Source organism: Nocardioides sp. NPDC059952 (assembly GCF_042730435.1).
In the GTDB taxonomy this organism is placed as follows: domain Bacteria; phylum Actinomycetota; class Actinomycetes; order Propionibacteriales; family Nocardioidaceae; genus Nocardioides.
The window spans coordinates 15637-30870 of the sequence record NZ_JBHWLY010000024.1 but is presented as its reverse complement, the minus strand read 5'-3'; the positions used below and the strand labels follow the sequence as shown (position 1 = coordinate 30870).

Annotated in this window: 17 protein-coding genes; 11 read left to right on the top strand and 6 right to left on the bottom strand. The window is 69.9% G+C overall.

Features of this window, described 5'->3' with window-relative positions; translation table 11 throughout:
- Nucleotides 1-36: 36 nt before the first annotated feature.
- Complete coding sequence (locus ACFV9G_RS13220; protein ID WP_378727929.1) at nucleotides 37-1380, top strand: serine/threonine-protein kinase; 1344 nt, start codon at nucleotides 37-39, stop codon at nucleotides 1378-1380.
- Here ACFV9G_RS13220 and ACFV9G_RS13215 read toward each other — a convergent pair.
- Both ACFV9G_RS13215 and ACFV9G_RS13210 read right to left on the bottom strand, forming a co-directional pair.
- Nucleotides 1377-1808 carry an anthrone oxygenase family protein gene (locus tag ACFV9G_RS13215; protein WP_378727928.1) on the bottom strand — a complete coding sequence of 144 codons (432 nt, stop codon included), beginning with the start codon at nucleotides 1806-1808 and terminating at the stop codon, nucleotides 1377-1379. The genes ACFV9G_RS13220 and ACFV9G_RS13215 overlap by 4 nt on opposite strands.
- Nucleotides 1805-2593, bottom strand: a complete 789-nt coding sequence (locus tag ACFV9G_RS13210; protein WP_378727927.1) for an NAD(P)H-binding protein — start codon at nucleotides 2591-2593, stop codon at nucleotides 1805-1807. Before ACFV9G_RS13210 ends, ACFV9G_RS13215 begins: the two co-directional genes overlap by 4 nt.
- Nucleotides 2594-2667: 74 nt before the next feature.
- Between ACFV9G_RS13210 and ACFV9G_RS13205 the strand changes: the two genes are divergently transcribed.
- Entirely contained in the window at nucleotides 2668-3579 is a 912-nt protein-coding gene (locus tag ACFV9G_RS13205) for an AraC family transcriptional regulator (protein WP_378727926.1), read from the top strand.
- 55 nt (nucleotides 3580-3634) lie between these two features.
- On the opposite strand, the gene ACFV9G_RS13200 is transcribed toward ACFV9G_RS13205, so the two are convergent.
- The 4 genes from ACFV9G_RS13200 to ACFV9G_RS13185 all read right to left on the bottom strand — a co-directional run bounded on the left by ACFV9G_RS13200 (nucleotide 3635) and on the right by ACFV9G_RS13185 (nucleotide 8270).
- Nucleotides 3635-5125 carry an alanine/glycine:cation symporter family protein gene (locus ACFV9G_RS13200; protein WP_378727925.1) on the bottom strand — a complete coding sequence of 497 codons (1491 nt, stop codon included), beginning with the start codon at nucleotides 5123-5125 and terminating at the stop codon, nucleotides 3635-3637.
- Between the two features lies 1 nt (nucleotide 5126).
- Entirely contained in the window at nucleotides 5127-6020 is an 894-nt protein-coding gene (locus tag ACFV9G_RS13195; protein ID WP_378727924.1) for a dihydrodipicolinate synthase family protein, read from the bottom strand.
- Nucleotides 6017-7441: a protoporphyrinogen/coproporphyrinogen oxidase gene (locus ACFV9G_RS13190; protein WP_378727923.1), complete on the bottom strand. Its 1425-nt coding sequence runs from the start codon at nucleotides 7439-7441 to the stop codon at nucleotides 6017-6019. Before ACFV9G_RS13190 ends, ACFV9G_RS13195 begins: the two co-directional genes overlap by 4 nt.
- A gap of 157 nt (nucleotides 7442-7598) precedes the next feature.
- Nucleotides 7599-8270: a GntR family transcriptional regulator gene (locus ACFV9G_RS13185; protein WP_378727922.1), complete on the bottom strand. Its 672-nt coding sequence runs from the start codon at nucleotides 8268-8270 to the stop codon at nucleotides 7599-7601.
- 77 nt (nucleotides 8271-8347) lie between these two features.
- On the opposite strand from ACFV9G_RS13185, the gene ACFV9G_RS13180 reads away from it, so the two are divergent.
- The 9 genes from ACFV9G_RS13180 to ACFV9G_RS13140 all read left to right on the top strand — a co-directional run bounded on the left by ACFV9G_RS13180 (nucleotide 8348) and on the right by ACFV9G_RS13140 (nucleotide 15221).
- A complete protein-coding gene (locus ACFV9G_RS13180) occupies nucleotides 8348-9322 on the top strand; it encodes a DJ-1/PfpI family protein (protein ID WP_378727921.1) in 975 nt (324 codons plus the stop codon).
- A 77-nt stretch (nucleotides 9323-9399) separates the two neighbouring features.
- Nucleotides 9400-9798, top strand: a complete 399-nt coding sequence (locus ACFV9G_RS13175; RefSeq protein WP_378727920.1) for an SRPBCC family protein — start codon at nucleotides 9400-9402, stop codon at nucleotides 9796-9798.
- 180 nt (nucleotides 9799-9978) lie between these two features.
- Complete coding sequence (locus ACFV9G_RS13170) at nucleotides 9979-10998, top strand: DJ-1/PfpI family protein (RefSeq protein ID WP_378727919.1); 1020 nt, start codon at nucleotides 9979-9981, stop codon at nucleotides 10996-10998.
- A 29-nt stretch (nucleotides 10999-11027) separates the two neighbouring features.
- Complete coding sequence (locus ACFV9G_RS13165; protein ID WP_378727918.1) at nucleotides 11028-11486, top strand: nuclear transport factor 2 family protein; 459 nt, start codon at nucleotides 11028-11030, stop codon at nucleotides 11484-11486.
- 14 nt (nucleotides 11487-11500) lie between these two features.
- Nucleotides 11501-12001, top strand: coding sequence for a nuclear transport factor 2 family protein (locus ACFV9G_RS13160; RefSeq protein ID WP_378727917.1), 501 nt, complete (start codon nucleotides 11501-11503; stop codon nucleotides 11999-12001).
- 43 nt (nucleotides 12002-12044) lie between these two features.
- Nucleotides 12045-13568, top strand: a complete 1524-nt coding sequence (locus ACFV9G_RS13155) for a toluene monooxygenase (RefSeq protein WP_378727916.1) — start codon at nucleotides 12045-12047, stop codon at nucleotides 13566-13568.
- Entirely contained in the window at nucleotides 13568-13882 is a 315-nt protein-coding gene (locus ACFV9G_RS13150) for a toluene-4-monooxygenase system B family protein (RefSeq protein WP_378727915.1), read from the top strand. Before ACFV9G_RS13155 ends, ACFV9G_RS13150 begins: the two co-directional genes overlap by 1 nt.
- Nucleotides 13879-14205 (top strand): MmoB/DmpM family protein, encoded by a 327-nt coding sequence (locus tag ACFV9G_RS13145; RefSeq protein ID WP_378727914.1) that lies wholly within the window; start codon nucleotides 13879-13881, stop codon nucleotides 14203-14205. The genes ACFV9G_RS13150 and ACFV9G_RS13145 overlap by 4 nt, the downstream gene beginning before the upstream one ends.
- Nucleotides 14202-15221: a hypothetical protein gene (locus ACFV9G_RS13140; protein WP_378727913.1), complete on the top strand. Its 1020-nt coding sequence runs from the start codon at nucleotides 14202-14204 to the stop codon at nucleotides 15219-15221. The genes ACFV9G_RS13145 and ACFV9G_RS13140 overlap by 4 nt, the downstream gene beginning before the upstream one ends.
- The last annotated feature ends 13 nt before the right edge of the window (nucleotides 15222-15234 follow it).

Here is a 15234-nt window from a genome sequence, read left to right as displayed (position 1 = left end):
CGTCCATGAAACCAACCCTGCCCCCATAATGTCCCGGTGACTCTTCCCCAGATGCTCGGGCGCCTGCGCCAGGTCAAGCCGCTCGGTTCCGGCGGATTCGCCGAGGTGTGGCTCTACCACGACCCGGACCTCGACTCGCCCGTTGCCGTGAAGGTGCTCAGCGCCCAGTGGACGCAGGCGGCCGACATCCGGGAGCGGTTCCTGCAGGAGGCGCGCTTCCTGCGGTCGGTCGACTCGCCCCACGTCGTCTCGGTCCACGACATCGGTGAGACTCCGACGGGTGCGCCCTACTTCGTGATGGCGTACGCCGACGGGGGCAGCGTCGCGGAGCTGATCACCCAGCACCCGCAGGGGATGCCGCCGCTGCTGGTGGCCGACCTGGTGGCCCAGGCCGCGGCCGGCCTCGACGCTCTGCATGCACGCTCGGTGATCCACCGCGACGTGAAGCCGGCCAACATCCTGCTCGCCGGTGGTTCCGACGGGCGGCTGCGCGCGATGGTCGCCGACCTCGGCGTGGCCCGCGCGCTCGACCAGCACTCGGAGGTGACCCGGCAGATCGGGACGCCCGCCTACATGGCGCCCGAGCAGTTCGACGAGTCGCTGCCGATCGACCATCGTGCCGACGTACGCAGCCTGGGCGCGGTCGCGTGGGCGATGTTCGCGGGGCGCTCGCCCGCGCCGGCGTTGACGGTCGTGTCCCGAGTTCCGGACCTCGGCACGGTTGCGCCCGTGCCGGCGACGGTGTCCGCGGTGATCATGCGCGCCCTGGAGCCGAGGGCAGAGGATCGCTGGCCGGACGCGGGCAGCTTTGCCACAGCGCTGACCGCCGCGGCCGCGGGGCGTGCGGTCGCCGTACCTCCTCCGCCTCCTCATGCTGAGCAGACCATGCTCCGCTCGCCGTCGCCGTCGCCGTCCCCGACGCAGCCGCAGCCGCCCACGCGTAGCCGGCGCAACGCCGTCCTCGTCGCGGCCGCCGTTGTCGTCGCCTTGGTGCTGGGTGGCGCCGCGACCTGGTTCGTCGCGCGCGGCGGTTCGGCCGAGGATCCGGCCGGCGGCGAGGAGACCGCCGCCGGACAGCCGGTCAGCGGCGCGGAGACCGCGGCCGTCAAGTTCGTCGACGCGCTCCAGGCAGGTGACTGCGAGGCCGCGGGCCTCTACATCCCCGACCTCGACGACCCGGCCGCCTGGGCCTGCACCGGCGACGCGTCCGGCGACGGCTTCTACTACCACATCCTCGACGACCTCGACGCCGGCGGCGAGCGCCGGGTCGAGGACCTCGGGGACGGGCTCTTCCGGGTGGTCTGGGTGGACCAGGGCTACGTCAACATGCAGCGCCAGGAGGACACCCTGTTCACGGTGCAGCAGGTCGTCTGCTGCTAGGTCCGGGCGAGCGTCCCGGGCAGGCTGAGCAGAACGAAGGCACCGGTCGCGGTGAGGGTCCGGAGGGTGTGGAAGATCAGCCACGGCTTCTCGTACGCGGACACGGCGCCGCCGTTCGCCAGGGCGTCGTTCAGCGGCAGGTTCGCCGCGAAGGTGATGACGACGGCGGCGACGGACAGGCAGGCGGCGGTGATGGCGAGCGGGCTCCGGTGCCAGCCGAGGAGGAGCAGGGCCAGGAGCGGGGCGCCCAGGAAGAAGGCCAGGAACACCGGGTTGACGATGACCACGTTGAGCCGGTTCATGACCCGCGCGTAGACCTCGTCGGGCTGGCCGTGCAGCGCCGGCATGAAGGCGACCAGGAAGGCGATGTAGATGCCCGCGGTGATGCCGTTGAGCAGTCTCGCGCCGGTGAGTACGACCTCGCTCATGACTGCTCACCACCGGCGAGACCGTCGATGCTCCGAGCCGCGCGGCCCAGGACCGTTTCGATGTCCTGGGTGACGTACGCGTTGCGTCCGTCGAGCACCTCCTCGAAGAGGTACGCCAGCCCGGCCGCGTCCGCAGCCGGCAACCCGGCCTCGGTCAGGACCGCGATGTAGTCCTCGGTCGGCACGGAGCGGTACGCGACGCCGGGCCCGCCGACGGCGCGCGCGGCCTCCTCGAAGGTGAGCAGCTGCGGCCCGGTGAGCTCCAGGACCCGGCCGACGTAGCCCTTGTCGAGGAGGGTGGCGACGGCGACCTCGGCGATGTCGTCGGCGTCGACGAACGGCTCGGCGACGGTGTGCTCGACCATGGTGAGCGACCCGGCGGCGAGCTCGTCGGCGAACGCACCTTCGGTGAAGTTCTGCAGGAAGAAGGCCGAGCGCAGGATCGTCCACTCGGCGCCGGAGGCCGTCATCGCCTGCTCGGCGCGCTGGGCACCGTCCTCGCCGCGGCCGGAGAGCAGCACCAGCCGGGTGCAGCCGGCGGCGACCGCCTGGGCGGCGAACGCGCCGATGATCTCGTCGGCCCCCGGCAGGCCGAGGTCGGGCTGGAAGGTCAGGTAGGCCGAGTCGCAGCCGTCGACGGCCTCGGCCCAGGTGCTCCGGTCGTGCCAGTCGAACCGGGGTATCGAGTGGCGGGTGACGGCACGTACGTCGTGGTCGAGGGTCTGGAGGCGGTGGGCGACGCGCTGGCCGGTCTTGCCGGTGGCGCCGGTGATGAGAGTTGTCATGCCTCTAATCTGGTCTGCCGCGAGCGACGATGGAATACGTGTGACTCCAGGCAGGATGCGTTATCGTCTCACTCATGTCGTCGCTGGATCTGCTCATGGATGGTCCACGGGCCCAGGCCGCCTTCCTGTTGAAGGCCGTGTTCGCCGGGGAGTGGTCGATCACCGCCGAGGACGAGGTGCCGCTCACGGTCATCGCGATCGCACGCGGCGCGGCGGTCTTCACCGGCTGCGAGGGACCGCAGAAGGTGGCCGCGGGTGATGTGATCGTGTGCCGCGGGCCGGCGACCTATGTCATCGCCGACTCGGCCGATCGCCCCGCCGACATCCGGATCCTGCCCGGCCAGGTCTGCGTCGACCCGAACGGCGCGCTGCTGGCCGAGGAGCTGGCGCTGGGCGTACGCACCTGGGGAAACAGTCGCTCGCCGGAGGCGACCGTGATGCTCATCGGGACCTATGAGCGCGAGACGTCGGTGGGCTCGCTGCTGTTGTCCCGGCTGCCGACCAGCGTGGTGCTGCGCGGCTTCGACACTGCCGTCCTCGACCTCCTGGCGGCAGAGCTGGTGCGTGAGGAGGCCGGCCAGGCGGCCCTGCTCGACCGGCTGCTGGACGTACTCGTGGTCAAGGCCGTGCGTGAGGTGCTCGCGGCCTCCCCGGCCCTTCCTGCTGATGACGCGGTGGCCGCGGTGCTGCGGGCGATGGAACAGCACCCGCAGCTGCCGTGGACGGTCGCCGGCCTCGGCGAGCAGGTCGGTCTCTCGCGAGCCGCCCTGGCCCGGCGCTTCACCGAGCAGGTCGGCGAGCCGCCACTGGCGTACCTGACCCGGTGGCGGCTCGCCCTGGCGGCGGACCTGCTGGTCGGCACGGACCTGACCCTGTCGGCGATCGCCGCCCGCGTCGGCTACGCCAACCCGTTCGCCCTCAGCGCCGCCTTCAAACGCCTCCACGGCACCTCGCCGACCTCCTTCCGGAGCCGTCACGTCGCCTGACGCCCCGATCCCCAGAGGCGATCCTCAGAGGGGCGGGGCGTCAGGAGATGCGGTCCTACGAGCGCGGAGCCTGGGCGGCTGCCGACTCGTGCGACTCGGTCCAGAAGTCGGCGCCCTTGATGCCGAGGGCCTGGGGGTCGAAGGTGGGGTCGAGACCCAGCCCGCGCTGGCGTTCGTAGTCGCGGTAGATCCGGTAGACGAGGGGCGCGAGCATGACCAGGGAGCCCAGGTTCACCCAGGTGATCAGGCCGAGGCCGATGTCGCCGATGGCCCAGATCGTCTCCGCGGGAACGATGCCGCCGAGGAAGACGATGGTGAGCGTGCCGAGCTTGAGGACCAGCGACCAGCCCGGCGACTTCTTCCCGCCGACCAGGTACAGCAGGTTGGAGCTGGCGACGTAGAAGTAGGCGAGCAGGCAGGCGAAGCCGAAGAGCAGCACCGCCACCGCGACGAACCCGGCGCCCCAGCCGTGGGCGAGCGTGTCGATCGACGCCTGGACCCAGTTGGGGCCGACGGGGACGTCGCCCAGGTTGTCGATCCGGACCGCGCCCGAGGCGTCGGTGACGTTGTAGGACCCGGAGACGACGATCATCAGGCCGGTGGCCATGCAGATCAGCAGCACGTCGATGTAGATGCTGAAGGTCTGCACGAGGCCCTGCTTGCCCGGGTGCGAGGTGCGTGCCGCGGCAGCGGCGAAGGTCGCCTCGCCGAGACCGTTGGAGGAGGCGAAGACGGCGCGACGTACGCCCCAGGCGACGGCGGCACCGGCCATGCCGGCGAGCATCGGCTCCTGCCCGAAGGCGGAACGTACGATCAGGGAGATCGCCTCGGGGACGGCCTCGATGTTCACCGCGATGACGGTGAAGGCCAGGATCAGGTAGCCGACCGCCAGGAACGGCACGAGCACCTGGGTGACCTTGACGATGCGGGTGGTGCCGCCGAAGATCACCGCGCCGATCATGGCGGTGACGACGAGCGCGGGGACGATCGGCGGGATCCCGAAGGCGCGCTCGGAGCTGGCCGCGATCGTGCTCACCTGGAAGCCCGGGAAGAGGAAGCCGTATCCGACGAGGCCGAGCAGCGCGATCAGTGCGGCGACCTTCGGCAGGTTGAGGCCGTGCCTGATGTAGTACGGCATGCCGCCGATGTCCTCGCCGGCCTCGCGGCGGTCCTCGTCGGTGACCCGGCGCTTGAACGTCTGGGACAGCGTCGCCTCGGCGTACCCGACGGTGCAGCCGACCAGGCCGGTGACGGCCATCCACAGCAGCGCACCCGGGCCGCCGGCGCCGATGGCGGTGGCGACGCCGGCGATGCTGCCGACGCCGACCCGGCTGGCGAGCGCCATCACCAGGGCCTGGTACGAGGAGAGGCCGCCGGTCACGTCGCTGCCCTCTCGCAGCTGACGGACCATGTCGGGCATGCGCCGGAACTGCACGCCCTTCATCGCCAGGGTGAGGACGGCGCCGAGGCCGAGGACGGTGTACGCCATGGGGGCCGACCACAGCAGGTCGGCGATGTTCACCAGGATCTCGGTCGCCGCGTCCATGTCAACCGACCTCCTTGCCGAGCGCCTTCAGCAGCGAGCGGAGACCCTCGACGTCTTCGTCGGCGAGCGGAGCGAGCGGACGGCGGGGGACGCCGACAGGGATGCCCTGGAGATCGAGGCCGGCCTTGATGCCGGGGATGAAGCCGGTGGCGAAGAGGTGCGAGATCACGGGGTAGACCCGCTTCCACTCGGCCAGGGCGCCGGTGAGGTTGCCCTCGGCGATGAGCCGGGTGACGGTGACGATCTCGTCAGGTACGACGTTGGCGGCGCCGGCCATCACCGCGACGGCCCCCTCGGCGAGGGCGCTGTAGGTGTAGACGTCCCAGCCGACGATGGTGCCGATGACGTCGCTGTGGTCGTGGATCAGGGTCAGGGCCTGCTCCCAGTTGGCGCTGGAGTCCTTGATGTAGCGGATGTTGTCGACCTCGGTCGCCAGTGCACGCACGGTGTCGGGGGCGAGGTTGACGCCGGTCACCGGCGGGATGTTGTAGAGCATGACCGGGATGTCGACGGAGCCCGCGACGTCCTTGATGTAGCGGACCGTCTCGGCCTCCGACAGCGGCTCGTAGAACGGCGTCAGCAGCATGAGTACGTCGGCGCCGCTCCGCTGGGCGGCCTGCGAGAGGCGGATCGCCTCGGCGGTGGTGGTGGCACCGGTCTGGGCGACCACCGGCACCCGGCCGGCGGTCTGCTCGATGATGGTGTCGACCAGCAGGAGCCGCTCGTCGGAGGAGAGCGAGCCGACCTCGCCGGTGGAACCGGCCGCGACGACGCCGTTGACGCCGGCGTCGATCGAGCGGTCGACGACCTTGCGCAGCGTGGCCACGTCGATCGACTCGTCGGGGTTGAACGGGGTGGTGAGGGCGGTCAGTACGCCGCGGAGCTCGGTGGTCATGCGAGGGTTCCTTCGGTGGTGGGGTGGTTGGTCTGGGCGGAGTTCGGGATCGTGATGAGGCGCCGGCCGTCGTTGGCCAGCAGGTCGGAGGCGTTCTGGGCTGCGGAGAAGCCCGAGGTGATGGCGGTCTCGGTGTAGAGGGTCCCGAGGTAGTCGCCGGCGAGGAATACGCGACCGCCGCCGCGCAGCAGGGTGGGCTGGAGCTTCGCGCGCCCCGGGAAGCAGTACGGCGAGGCGACCCGCCAGCGCTGGGTCTGCGCCTCCACGACCGAGTCGGAGAAGCCCGGGTGGTCGAGGACCTGCTCGAGGTCGGCGAGGTGGATCTGCGCCACCTCCTCGTCGGACTTGTCGAGGAGGGCCGCGCCGAGGGCAGCGGGGGAGAAGGTCATGAAGCTGCCGCCGGGCCGGCGCTCGCCGGCCCCCTCGCGTCCGCGGACGATGCTCGCCTGGTTGAGGGCGATGGCGAAGGACCGCTTGGGGGCGGCGATCGCGTAGATGTCGTCCCAGGGACGGGGCGAGGTCTCGTCGGTGAGGAACGCGGTGCTGACGTGGGGGCCGTACTCGATCTGGCCGAGCGCGTCGCGCACATCGGTGTCGAGGTCGACGGCGACCCGGTGGGAGACGTCGGCGGTGGTGGCCAGCACGACCGTGCGGGCCTCGACCTCCCGGTCGACTCCGTCCTGGCGGTAGCGCACCACGACCGAGTCCTTCTTCTGGACGACCTCGTGGACCGCGGCGCCGAGCTGAAGCCGGTCGCCGAGCGCGTCGGCGAGGGCGCCGGTCAGCGTGGAGGGTCCGCCGACGATGCCGCGGCTCAGGCCCTGGCCGAAGCCGAGCACCAGGCTGAAGTAGCCGATCCCCGCGCCTTCGGAGATCTGGTCCATGTTGCCGGCCGAGCGGGTCACGGTGGTCTTGAAGAGCGCCGCCGCGTCCTCGGGCAGGTCGCCGACGAGGTCGTCGAAGGAGCGGCCGTTGGCGAAGTCGTAGATGCGCTGCTGCCGTTCGGCGCCGGTCTCACCGGCCCGCTTGCGTACGACCCGGGTGTAGCGGGCGACCCCGGCGACGACCTTCGAGCCGGCGGTCATCGTGGCCACCCGGGCCTTCAGCGGCATCGGGATCCGGAACGGGTACGTCGCGATGTGCCCCTTGCGCAGGAACTTCCCGTTCATCGACAGCGCCTGCAGCGAGCCCGGGATGTCGGTCGCCTCGACGCCGACCTCGGTCAGCAGCTCGTCGGTGGAGGAGTCGTGCCCGGCGAAGACGTGACCGCCCCAGTTCAGCCAGTAGGCCCCGCGGCGCTCCGAGCGGATCCGGCCGCCGACGCGATCGTCGGCCTCGAGCACGAGCACATCGGCGTGGCGCAGCCGCCAGGCGGCGGAGAGGCCGGCGAGGCCGGCCCCGACGACAACGGCGTCCTTCATGGTGACTCCTCTTTCGGTGGTGGTGTGACCAAGACCATACGCTTGTGATCACAGATCACACAAGAGGTGACGTACATCTCTTCTCGAGGAGGACGACGAGGGCCCCACGCCGGGTGGCGTGGGGCCCTCTCGATCGGGAACGGGTGCGGCAGGCGCCTCAGGCGTCGTTCATCGACGCCCGGATGCGGTCGATCGCCGCGTCGAGCGAGGCGGCCGTGATGGTCGTCGCCCGCGTCTCGTCGTGGTCGGAGGCCGCCTCCAGGAGCTGCTCCTGCCAGGTCAGCAGCTCGGCCGGGTGGGCGGTGTCGAACGCCTGCCGCGCACCGAGGATCTTGTAGGTGCGGCAGCGGTTCCAGAGCGCCTGGATGAGCTCGACGAGGACCGAGTTGTCGGCGGATCGGTAGAGGATCGCGAGGAACCGCTCGTCGCTGTCGAGGTATTCGAGGGAGTCGCCGTCGGCGACGGCGGTCTCCATCGCGGCGTACTCCTTCCGCATCGACGCCAGGTCCTCGTCGGAGACCCGGGTCGCGCCCAGCCGGGTCGCCTCGATCTCCAGGAGGCGGCGGGTCGAGTAGAGCTCCAGAAGCTCGGTGTGGGTGAAGCCCCGCACCACGGCGCCGCGGTAGGGCAGCGACTCGGCCAGGCCGATCTCCTCGAGCCGGCGGATCGCCTCGCGCACCGGCATCACGCTGGTGCCGAGCTCCTCGGCGAGGTCGCGGATGCGCAACCGGTCACCGACGGCGAGCTCGCCGCTGAGGATCGCGGAGTGCATGGCCGCGAACACCTGGTCGCCGACGCGTCCGCTCAGCTCGATGCGAGGTAAAGGCATGGCCCGAGCCTATCCCGGATGTGATCACACCGCTGGATCTCCTGGGCTACGACCGCGATCTGCGGTTTAATCCGAAGGTGCCCCGCATCGCCCTCCTCATCTCCGGCGCGACCGGTTACTGGGCGGAGCAGGCGCTGACGGCGTACGACCGGTTCATGGCGGCCGGCGCCGACGTGGTCGTGATGACGCCGGCCGGCGGCGCTCCGGTGATCGACCCGCACAGCCTCGATCCGGTCTTCCACCTGCCGGCGGAGGACCGTGGCTACCACGCTGCGGTGTGCCGTACGTTCCACCGCGATCCGGACCACATCCGGATCACGCTCCACCACATCGTCGGGCTCGAGCTGGCTGCGTCCCGCCGGATCGCGCGGCGCCTGGTCCTCGCCGGTCACGCCGGTGCCGAGGCGCACGACCTGGTCTGCCGGGCGGCGAAGATCGCCTGGCGTCAGGACCGCAACCTGGTGGACGTGATGGTGGCCGAGGGGCTCGATGGCGGCCTGTCCGAGGACGCGATGCGGGCCGCGGTCGCCGAGCTGGAGCTGGTGAGCGCGGCGATGGCCGAGGAGTGCGCGGCCGGCCTGGCCGAGATCGACGACCTCGGCTCGCCGCTGGCGCTCGCCGGGCAGACGGACGCGCAGCTGGAGGCGTACGACGCGCTCCTCGTGCCGGGCGGGCGCGGCGCCTTGGAGGACCTCCCGTTCAGCCCCGACGTGGCGCGGCTGCTCGTCGTGCTCGACGAGAAGCGGTCGCCGATCGCGAGCATCGGCCACGGTGCCGCGGCGCTGCTCGCGGCACCCGATCGGATCGACGGGCAGTGGCTGTTCGAGGGTTTCCGGCTCACCACCAGCACCGACGAGGAGGAGGACCAGGACCGCCCGGCCCCGCCCTGGTACGTCGCCGCGGCGCTGCAGAACGCAGGTGCGATCCTCGACGACGCACCGGCACCATGGACGTCCCACGTCGTCGTCGACCAGCACCTGATCACCGGGCAGAACCTCTACTCGACCGAGGCGACCGTCGGTGCGGTGCTCAAGGCGCTCGACCTCGCCTGACATCCCCGGGAGCAGGCTGCAGGAATGCGGCATCGAGCGCGCTGAATCCGGCATGCCCTCGGGCGTAGCGTGGCGGCATGCCTTCCATCCGCTCGCACGCAGTCCTCGACCACGACGCCGCCATCGTGTGGGCGACCGTCCGAGAGGTGGGTGCCGTCTCCGACTGGTTCCCCGCGATCACCCACTCCGAGGCGACCGATGCCGGCCGCGACGTCACCCTCGCCGACGGCACCCGGCTGGTCGAGGAGACCGTCACCCTGGACGACGCGCTGCGCCGCTACCAGTACCGGATCACCGGCGGTGACCTCGTGCCCGAGTCCCACCTCGGCACGATCGACGTCGTCGACCTGGGCGAGGGACGCACGGTCCTGGTCTACGGGTCCGACGTCGAGCCGGCCGAGGTCGCCGTGGCCTTCGACGGCGCGATCAGCGAGGCGGTGGCCGCGCTCGGCGGATACCTGGACGGCCGCGCCTGAACCTCCGTTCACACCTAGGGGTCCTCCGTCACGGAGGGCCCCTTCGTCGTCCTCGGAGCGAAGCAACGGGATGCGCACCGCAGGAATTCGCTACTTGCCAGCGGTTTTCTGCGATGTATTCCACGTCACATCACGGCATCGTTTTGTTCACTTCAACAGGCCGTTACCTGGAGGAACAAGATGCCCCGAATTGCTTTCCTCGTGTCGAGCGCACGAGAGATCGACCTGCGTGAGAGCAGTGCGCATCCGACCGGATTCTGGTTGGAGGAGGCGCTGCTCTCCTACGAGCGGTTCGTCGCTGCCGGTGCCGACGTCGTGGTGCTGACGCCCGACGGCAACACCCCGGTCGCCGACCCGTACGGACTCGAGCCGATCTTCCACTACCCGGCCGAAGACCGTGACTACTACGCCTCGGTCTACCGCACCTTCCACCACGACCCGGACGACATCCGGATCACGCTGGACCACACCACGACGCTCGACCTCGTCGCCGGCCGTCGGATCGCTCAGCGGCTGCTCGCCGCCGGCAAGACGCCCGTCGAGGCCCACGACCTGGTCAGCCGCGCGGCGAAGATCGCCTGGCAGCAGGGTCGGAACCTGGTCGATGTGATGCTCACCGAGCGGCTCGACGGCGGGCTGCCGGAGGCGTCCCTGCGGGAGGCGGTCGACGAGCTGAACGCCGCGAGCGTCGCCGTGCGTGACGACCGCGTCGCCCGGCTGGCCGCGATCGAGGGCTTCCGTTCCCCGGTCGCGCTCTCCACCCTCAGCGACGAGCAGCTCGGCGAGTTCGACGCGATGTTCGCTCCCGGTGGCCACGGCCCGATGGTCGACCTGCCGGAGAACCCCGACGTGGCCAGGCTCGTCGAGGTACTGCACGCGCAGGGCAAGACCATCTCGGCCCTGTGTCACGCGCCGGCCCTGCTGCTCGCGGCACCGGACCGGATCGATGGCCAGTGGCTGTTCGAGGGGTTCCGGCTCACCTCCTACACCAACGAGGAGGAGGACCAGAACGCGATCGGACGGCTCGGCATGCCGTGGCTGCTCGCCTCGGCGCTGCAGAACGCCGGTGCGATCTTCGACGACGCGCCCTATCCGTGGGCCTCGCACGTCGTCGTCGACCGCAATCTCATCACCGGCCAGAACCCCTACTCGACCGAGGCCACCGCTGACGCCGTCCTGAAGGCGCTGGCCGTCCTATGAAGTTCCGAGACCTCCTGAGGAAGCCGACCATGCCAAGTCCATCAGCCAGCACAGACGTCACCGTCGCCCCCAGCCGGACCGTCGAAGCGTTCCTGAACGCGTTCACGCTCAAGGACGTCGAGGGGGCCATGTCGACCCTCGACGGCGACGCGAACGTGACCGTCTTCCCGCTCAAGGTCCGCGACGGCGGCCCCCAGGTCATCCGCCAGTTCCTCGACGACGTGGTGCGGGCGTTCCCCGACCTGCTGATCACGGTCAAGAGCGTGATCGAGGTCGGCAACGTCGTCGTCGCCGAGTTCAAGATCGAGGGCACCCAGTCCGCCGGCTTCCTCGACGCCATCAACCAGGAGAAGCACCTCGACCTGGACACCGCGTGGCGCTTCACCGTCGCCGGCGACCAGATCGTCGGCATCGACGCCTACTGGTGCCAGAACCAGCTCCACCGCCGTCTCGCCGTGAAGCGGCAGGACCGCGTGACGATCGTCTGAGAAGGAGACACGAAATGACTCAGCTGGACACCGCACCGACCACATCGCCGACTTCCGGGCCCATGACCGCGGAGCGGGCGGTCGCAGTCGTCACCGCCTTCTTCGACCGCTACCGCGAGCGCGACGTCGTCGCGATGACCGACCTGTGCACCGACAACGCCGACTTCTCCTACACCCCCTTCGAGGTGTGGGCCAAGCAGCGCGTCGTACGTGGCGACGGCAAGGTCCGCACCATCGGCCGGGTGATCTGGAGCGGGCTGATCAACGCGTTCCCCGATCTCGGCAACACGATCTTCGACATCGACGGCAACGACAACGGTGACGTCGTCGTCGCCTGCGACATCACCGGCACCCAGCAGTCGGCGTGGGGCTTCATCGCGCCGCAGGGCAAGTACTTCGCCGAGCCGCACCTCTTCATCCTGCACGTCGACGAGGACGGCCTGATCGACACCATCAAGGCGTACTGGGACAACGCAGGCGTCAACCGTCAGCTCGGTCACTTCGAAGTCGACTGAGAAGCCTCCCCGGCGAAAGCCCTGAGAAAGGACATCGAGAATCATGACGCTGCTCAAGCGTGAGGAATGGGAGGGCTTCGTCCGCGACGTCGACTGGACGCTGTCCTACGTCGACGACGAGGCGGTCTACCCCGACTGGCTGACCGGCACCGGCAAGGTGCCGCGCGAGGCCTGGGCGAAGTGGGAGGAGGGCTACAAGGTCAGCTACCCCGAGTACGTCTACACCCAGCGGGAGAAGGAGTCGGCGACGTACGCCGTCAAGGCCGCCCTCCAGCGCACGGCTACCTTCGACCACCTGGACGAGGGCTGGAAGTCCTCGACGAAGATGCACTTCGGTGGCGTCGCGCAGGTGGAGTACACCGCGATGCTGGCGGAGCTGAAGATGGCCCGCTTCGGCCTCAACGGCGCCTGGCGGAACATGGCGGTCTACGGCCAGCTCGACGAGCTGCGCCACCAGAACCTGACCACCTTCTTCGGCCACGAGCTGGTCCAGAAGGACCCACAGTTCGACTGGACGCAGAAGACGTACAGCACCAACGACTGGGTGCCGATCGCGCTGCGGACCCTCTTCGACGGGTTCATGACGACGTCGAACGTCGTCGACTGCGCGCTGATGCTGCCGCTGACCTTCGAGACCGGCTTCACCAACCTGCAGTTCGTCGCCCTCTCGGCCGACGCGCTGGAGGCCGGCGACGTCAACTTCGCCTCGATGATCTCGAGCATCCAGACCGACGAGGCGCGCCACTCCCAGCAGGGTGTCGCGACCCTCGAGATCCTGGTCGAGCACGACCCGGCGCGGGCGCAGTGGGTCATCGACAAGGGCTTCTGGGCCAACGCCCGCGCCTTCGCGGCGCTGACCGGTCCGGCGATGGACTACTACACGCCGCTGGAACACCGGAAGCAGTCGTACAAGGAGTTCATGGAGGAGTGGATCGTCGACCAGTTCGTGCGGACGATCGAGGACTACGGCCTCAAGAAGCCGTGGTTCTGGGACGAGTTCATGCGCTCGCTGGACAGCTGGCACCACAGCCTCCACATGGGCCTGTGGTGGTGGCGCCCGACCCTGTGGTGGAAGCCGAAGGCCGGCGTCTCGGCCGAGGAACGCGACTGGCTGAACGAGAAGTACCCCAACTGGGAGGCCATGTACGGCGACAAGTGGGACACGATCATCGACAACATCAACGCCAACAACGTCGAGGCGACGCTGCCCGAGACGCTGCCGTGGCTGTGCTCGACGTGTCACCTGCCGGCCTGCAACCCCTCGCAGTCGCGTGACGGCAAGTGGCGGATCCGCGACCACTCGCTGGACTACAACGGCAAGAAGTACCACTTCTGCAGCCTCGGCTGCCGCCAGATCTGGTGGAAGGACCGCGACAACGTCAACCACCTGACCCTGGTCGACCGGTTCCTGGCCGGCCACATCCAGCCGATGACCGTGCCCGGGCTGCTCGACTACATGGGCATCACGCCCGACGTCATGGGCGACGACCCGGACTACACGGCCTGGACCAAGGACTACGCCGGCCGTGAGGCCAGCGGACTGATCGTGGCGGGAGCCGAGAGCTGATGAGCGAGCAGACGCAGGAGAAGGTGGAGCTCGGTCCCGAGGACCGTGCCCCGGAGCTGGTACCGCTGCATGCGATCTTCGCGACGGACTTCGTCGCGATCCTCGTGCCGGTCACCACCGCCAACACGATCGACGAGGTGGCCGCCGCGGTGGCTCACCACTCGGAGGGGCGGCGCGTGCGCGCCCTGCCCTACCCGAAGTACGTCATCCACAACGGCCGCCGGCTGCCCGGTGACATCACCGTCGCCGAAGCCGGCATCCAGCCGCTCGACCACGTCGCGGTCGAGTACGACATCCCCGGAGAGTCGCTATGAACAACCCCGTAGGTCCGGTCCTGCGCCACGGTGACGAGATCGACCAGATCATCGCCGCGCTCGAGGACGACAACCCGGAGACCGAGATCGAGGTCATCGACCGCGGCGCCTACATCCGGATCCAGGCCGAGGACCGCCTCGTCCTGACCGAGGCGACCCTGCAGGAGTACCTCGGGTCCGACTACCGGATCCGGTCGCTGGAGGTCGTGATGTCCTCCTTCGCCGGCCGGGTGAGGACCGGCAGCGACCACATCGTCTGGGAGAGCGGAGAGGCCGTGAAGGCCGCCGCGAGCCCGTCCAGCACGGAAGGAGCGACGGCATGAGCGAGGACGCCAAGCCGGTGAGGAGACAGCGGAAGCTGCGTACGTTCAGCGCCTTCGGCGACGTCCGCCGGATGCCGAGCGAGTACGAGATCGTCACCCACTCGCAGAACTGGAACACGCGCGCCAGCAAGGCCAGCGTGTTCGAGCAGAACCCGTCCTCGCCGGGCAACCTCTGGTTCCTGACCTACCGCGAGCACTCGCCGTTCCAGGCCGACGACTGGGAGGGGTTCCGCGACCCCGACAAGATCGCCTACCGCTCCTACGTGAACCTCCAGGCCACCGAGCAGACCAAGCTCGACGGCGTACTGGAGCGCTACGCCGGCGCGGACGAGACGCTCTCCGCCGAGCAGGTGCAGCGGCTCGGCTCGCTGCTCACGCCGTCGCGCTATCTGGTGCACGGCTTCCAGCAGGCGGAGGCGTACGTCGGCTTCATCGGCCCCAGCTCGTACGTCACCAGCGCGGCCGGCTACGCCAACGCCGACTTCCTCCGCCGGGTGAGCGTGATCGCCTACCGCACCCGCTCGCTCCAGCTCGCCCACCCGGACTCCGGGATCGGCACCGACGAGCGTCGGCGGTGGGAGCAGGACGCCGCCTGGCAGCCCGCCCGCAAGGCGATCGAGCAGGCGCTGATCGCCTACGACTGGGGCGAGGCCTTCGCGTCGCTCAACCTGGTCCTCGCGCCGACGCTCGATCACCTGCTGATCCAGCAGCTCGGCGAGGTCAGCCGGGCTGCCGGTGACGAGCAGTCGTGGCTGCTGTCCGGGCTCCTCGGCGAGGACAGCCAGCGGCGCAACCGGTGGAGCGGGGCGCTCGGCCGCTACGCCCTCGAGCAGCGCGCCGCCAACGAGAAGCCGCTGCGCAAGTGGCTCGAGCGCTGGGGTGCCCGTGCCGACGACGCCGTCGGTGCGCTCGCCCCGCTGCTGGGACGGCCCGCCGACGAGGTCGTCGCCGGGGCACGTGCCGCCCGCGAGGAGCTGCATGCCGGGATCTTCGACGTGGCCGCGGCCGCTAGCTGATCGGAGCTGATGG

Coding starts and splice junctions, on each gene's coding strand:
- ACFV9G_RS13215 (WP_378727928.1), bottom strand. CDS start 1,808: ATGAGCGAGGTCGTACTCACCGGCGCGAGACTGCTCAACGGCATCACC.
- ACFV9G_RS13210 (WP_378727927.1), bottom strand. CDS start 2,593: ATGACAACTCTCATCACCGGCGCCACCGGCAAGACCGGCCAGCGCGTC.
- ACFV9G_RS13205 (WP_378727926.1), top strand. CDS start 2,668: ATGTCGTCGCTGGATCTGCTCATGGATGGTCCACGGGCCCAGGCCGCC.
- ACFV9G_RS13200 (WP_378727925.1), bottom strand. CDS start 5,125: ATGGACGCGGCGACCGAGATCCTGGTGAACATCGCCGACCTGCTGTGG.
- ACFV9G_RS13195 (WP_378727924.1), bottom strand. CDS start 6,020: ATGACCACCGAGCTCCGCGGCGTACTGACCGCCCTCACCACCCCGTTC.
- ACFV9G_RS13190 (WP_378727923.1), bottom strand. CDS start 7,441: ATGAAGGACGCCGTTGTCGTCGGGGCCGGCCTCGCCGGCCTCTCCGCC.
- ACFV9G_RS13185 (WP_378727922.1), bottom strand. CDS start 8,270: ATGCCTTTACCTCGCATCGAGCTGAGCGGACGCGTCGGCGACCAGGTG.
- ACFV9G_RS13175 (WP_378727920.1), top strand. CDS start 9,400: ATGCCTTCCATCCGCTCGCACGCAGTCCTCGACCACGACGCCGCCATC.
- ACFV9G_RS13170 (WP_378727919.1), top strand. CDS start 9,979: ATGCCCCGAATTGCTTTCCTCGTGTCGAGCGCACGAGAGATCGACCTG.
- ACFV9G_RS13165 (WP_378727918.1), top strand. CDS start 11,028: ATGCCAAGTCCATCAGCCAGCACAGACGTCACCGTCGCCCCCAGCCGG.
- ACFV9G_RS13160 (WP_378727917.1), top strand. CDS start 11,501: ATGACTCAGCTGGACACCGCACCGACCACATCGCCGACTTCCGGGCCC.
- ACFV9G_RS13155 (WP_378727916.1), top strand. CDS start 12,045: ATGACGCTGCTCAAGCGTGAGGAATGGGAGGGCTTCGTCCGCGACGTC.
- ACFV9G_RS13150 (WP_378727915.1), top strand. CDS start 13,568: ATGAGCGAGCAGACGCAGGAGAAGGTGGAGCTCGGTCCCGAGGACCGT.
- ACFV9G_RS13145 (WP_378727914.1), top strand. CDS start 13,879: ATGAACAACCCCGTAGGTCCGGTCCTGCGCCACGGTGACGAGATCGAC.
- ACFV9G_RS13140 (WP_378727913.1), top strand. CDS start 14,202: ATGAGCGAGGACGCCAAGCCGGTGAGGAGACAGCGGAAGCTGCGTACG.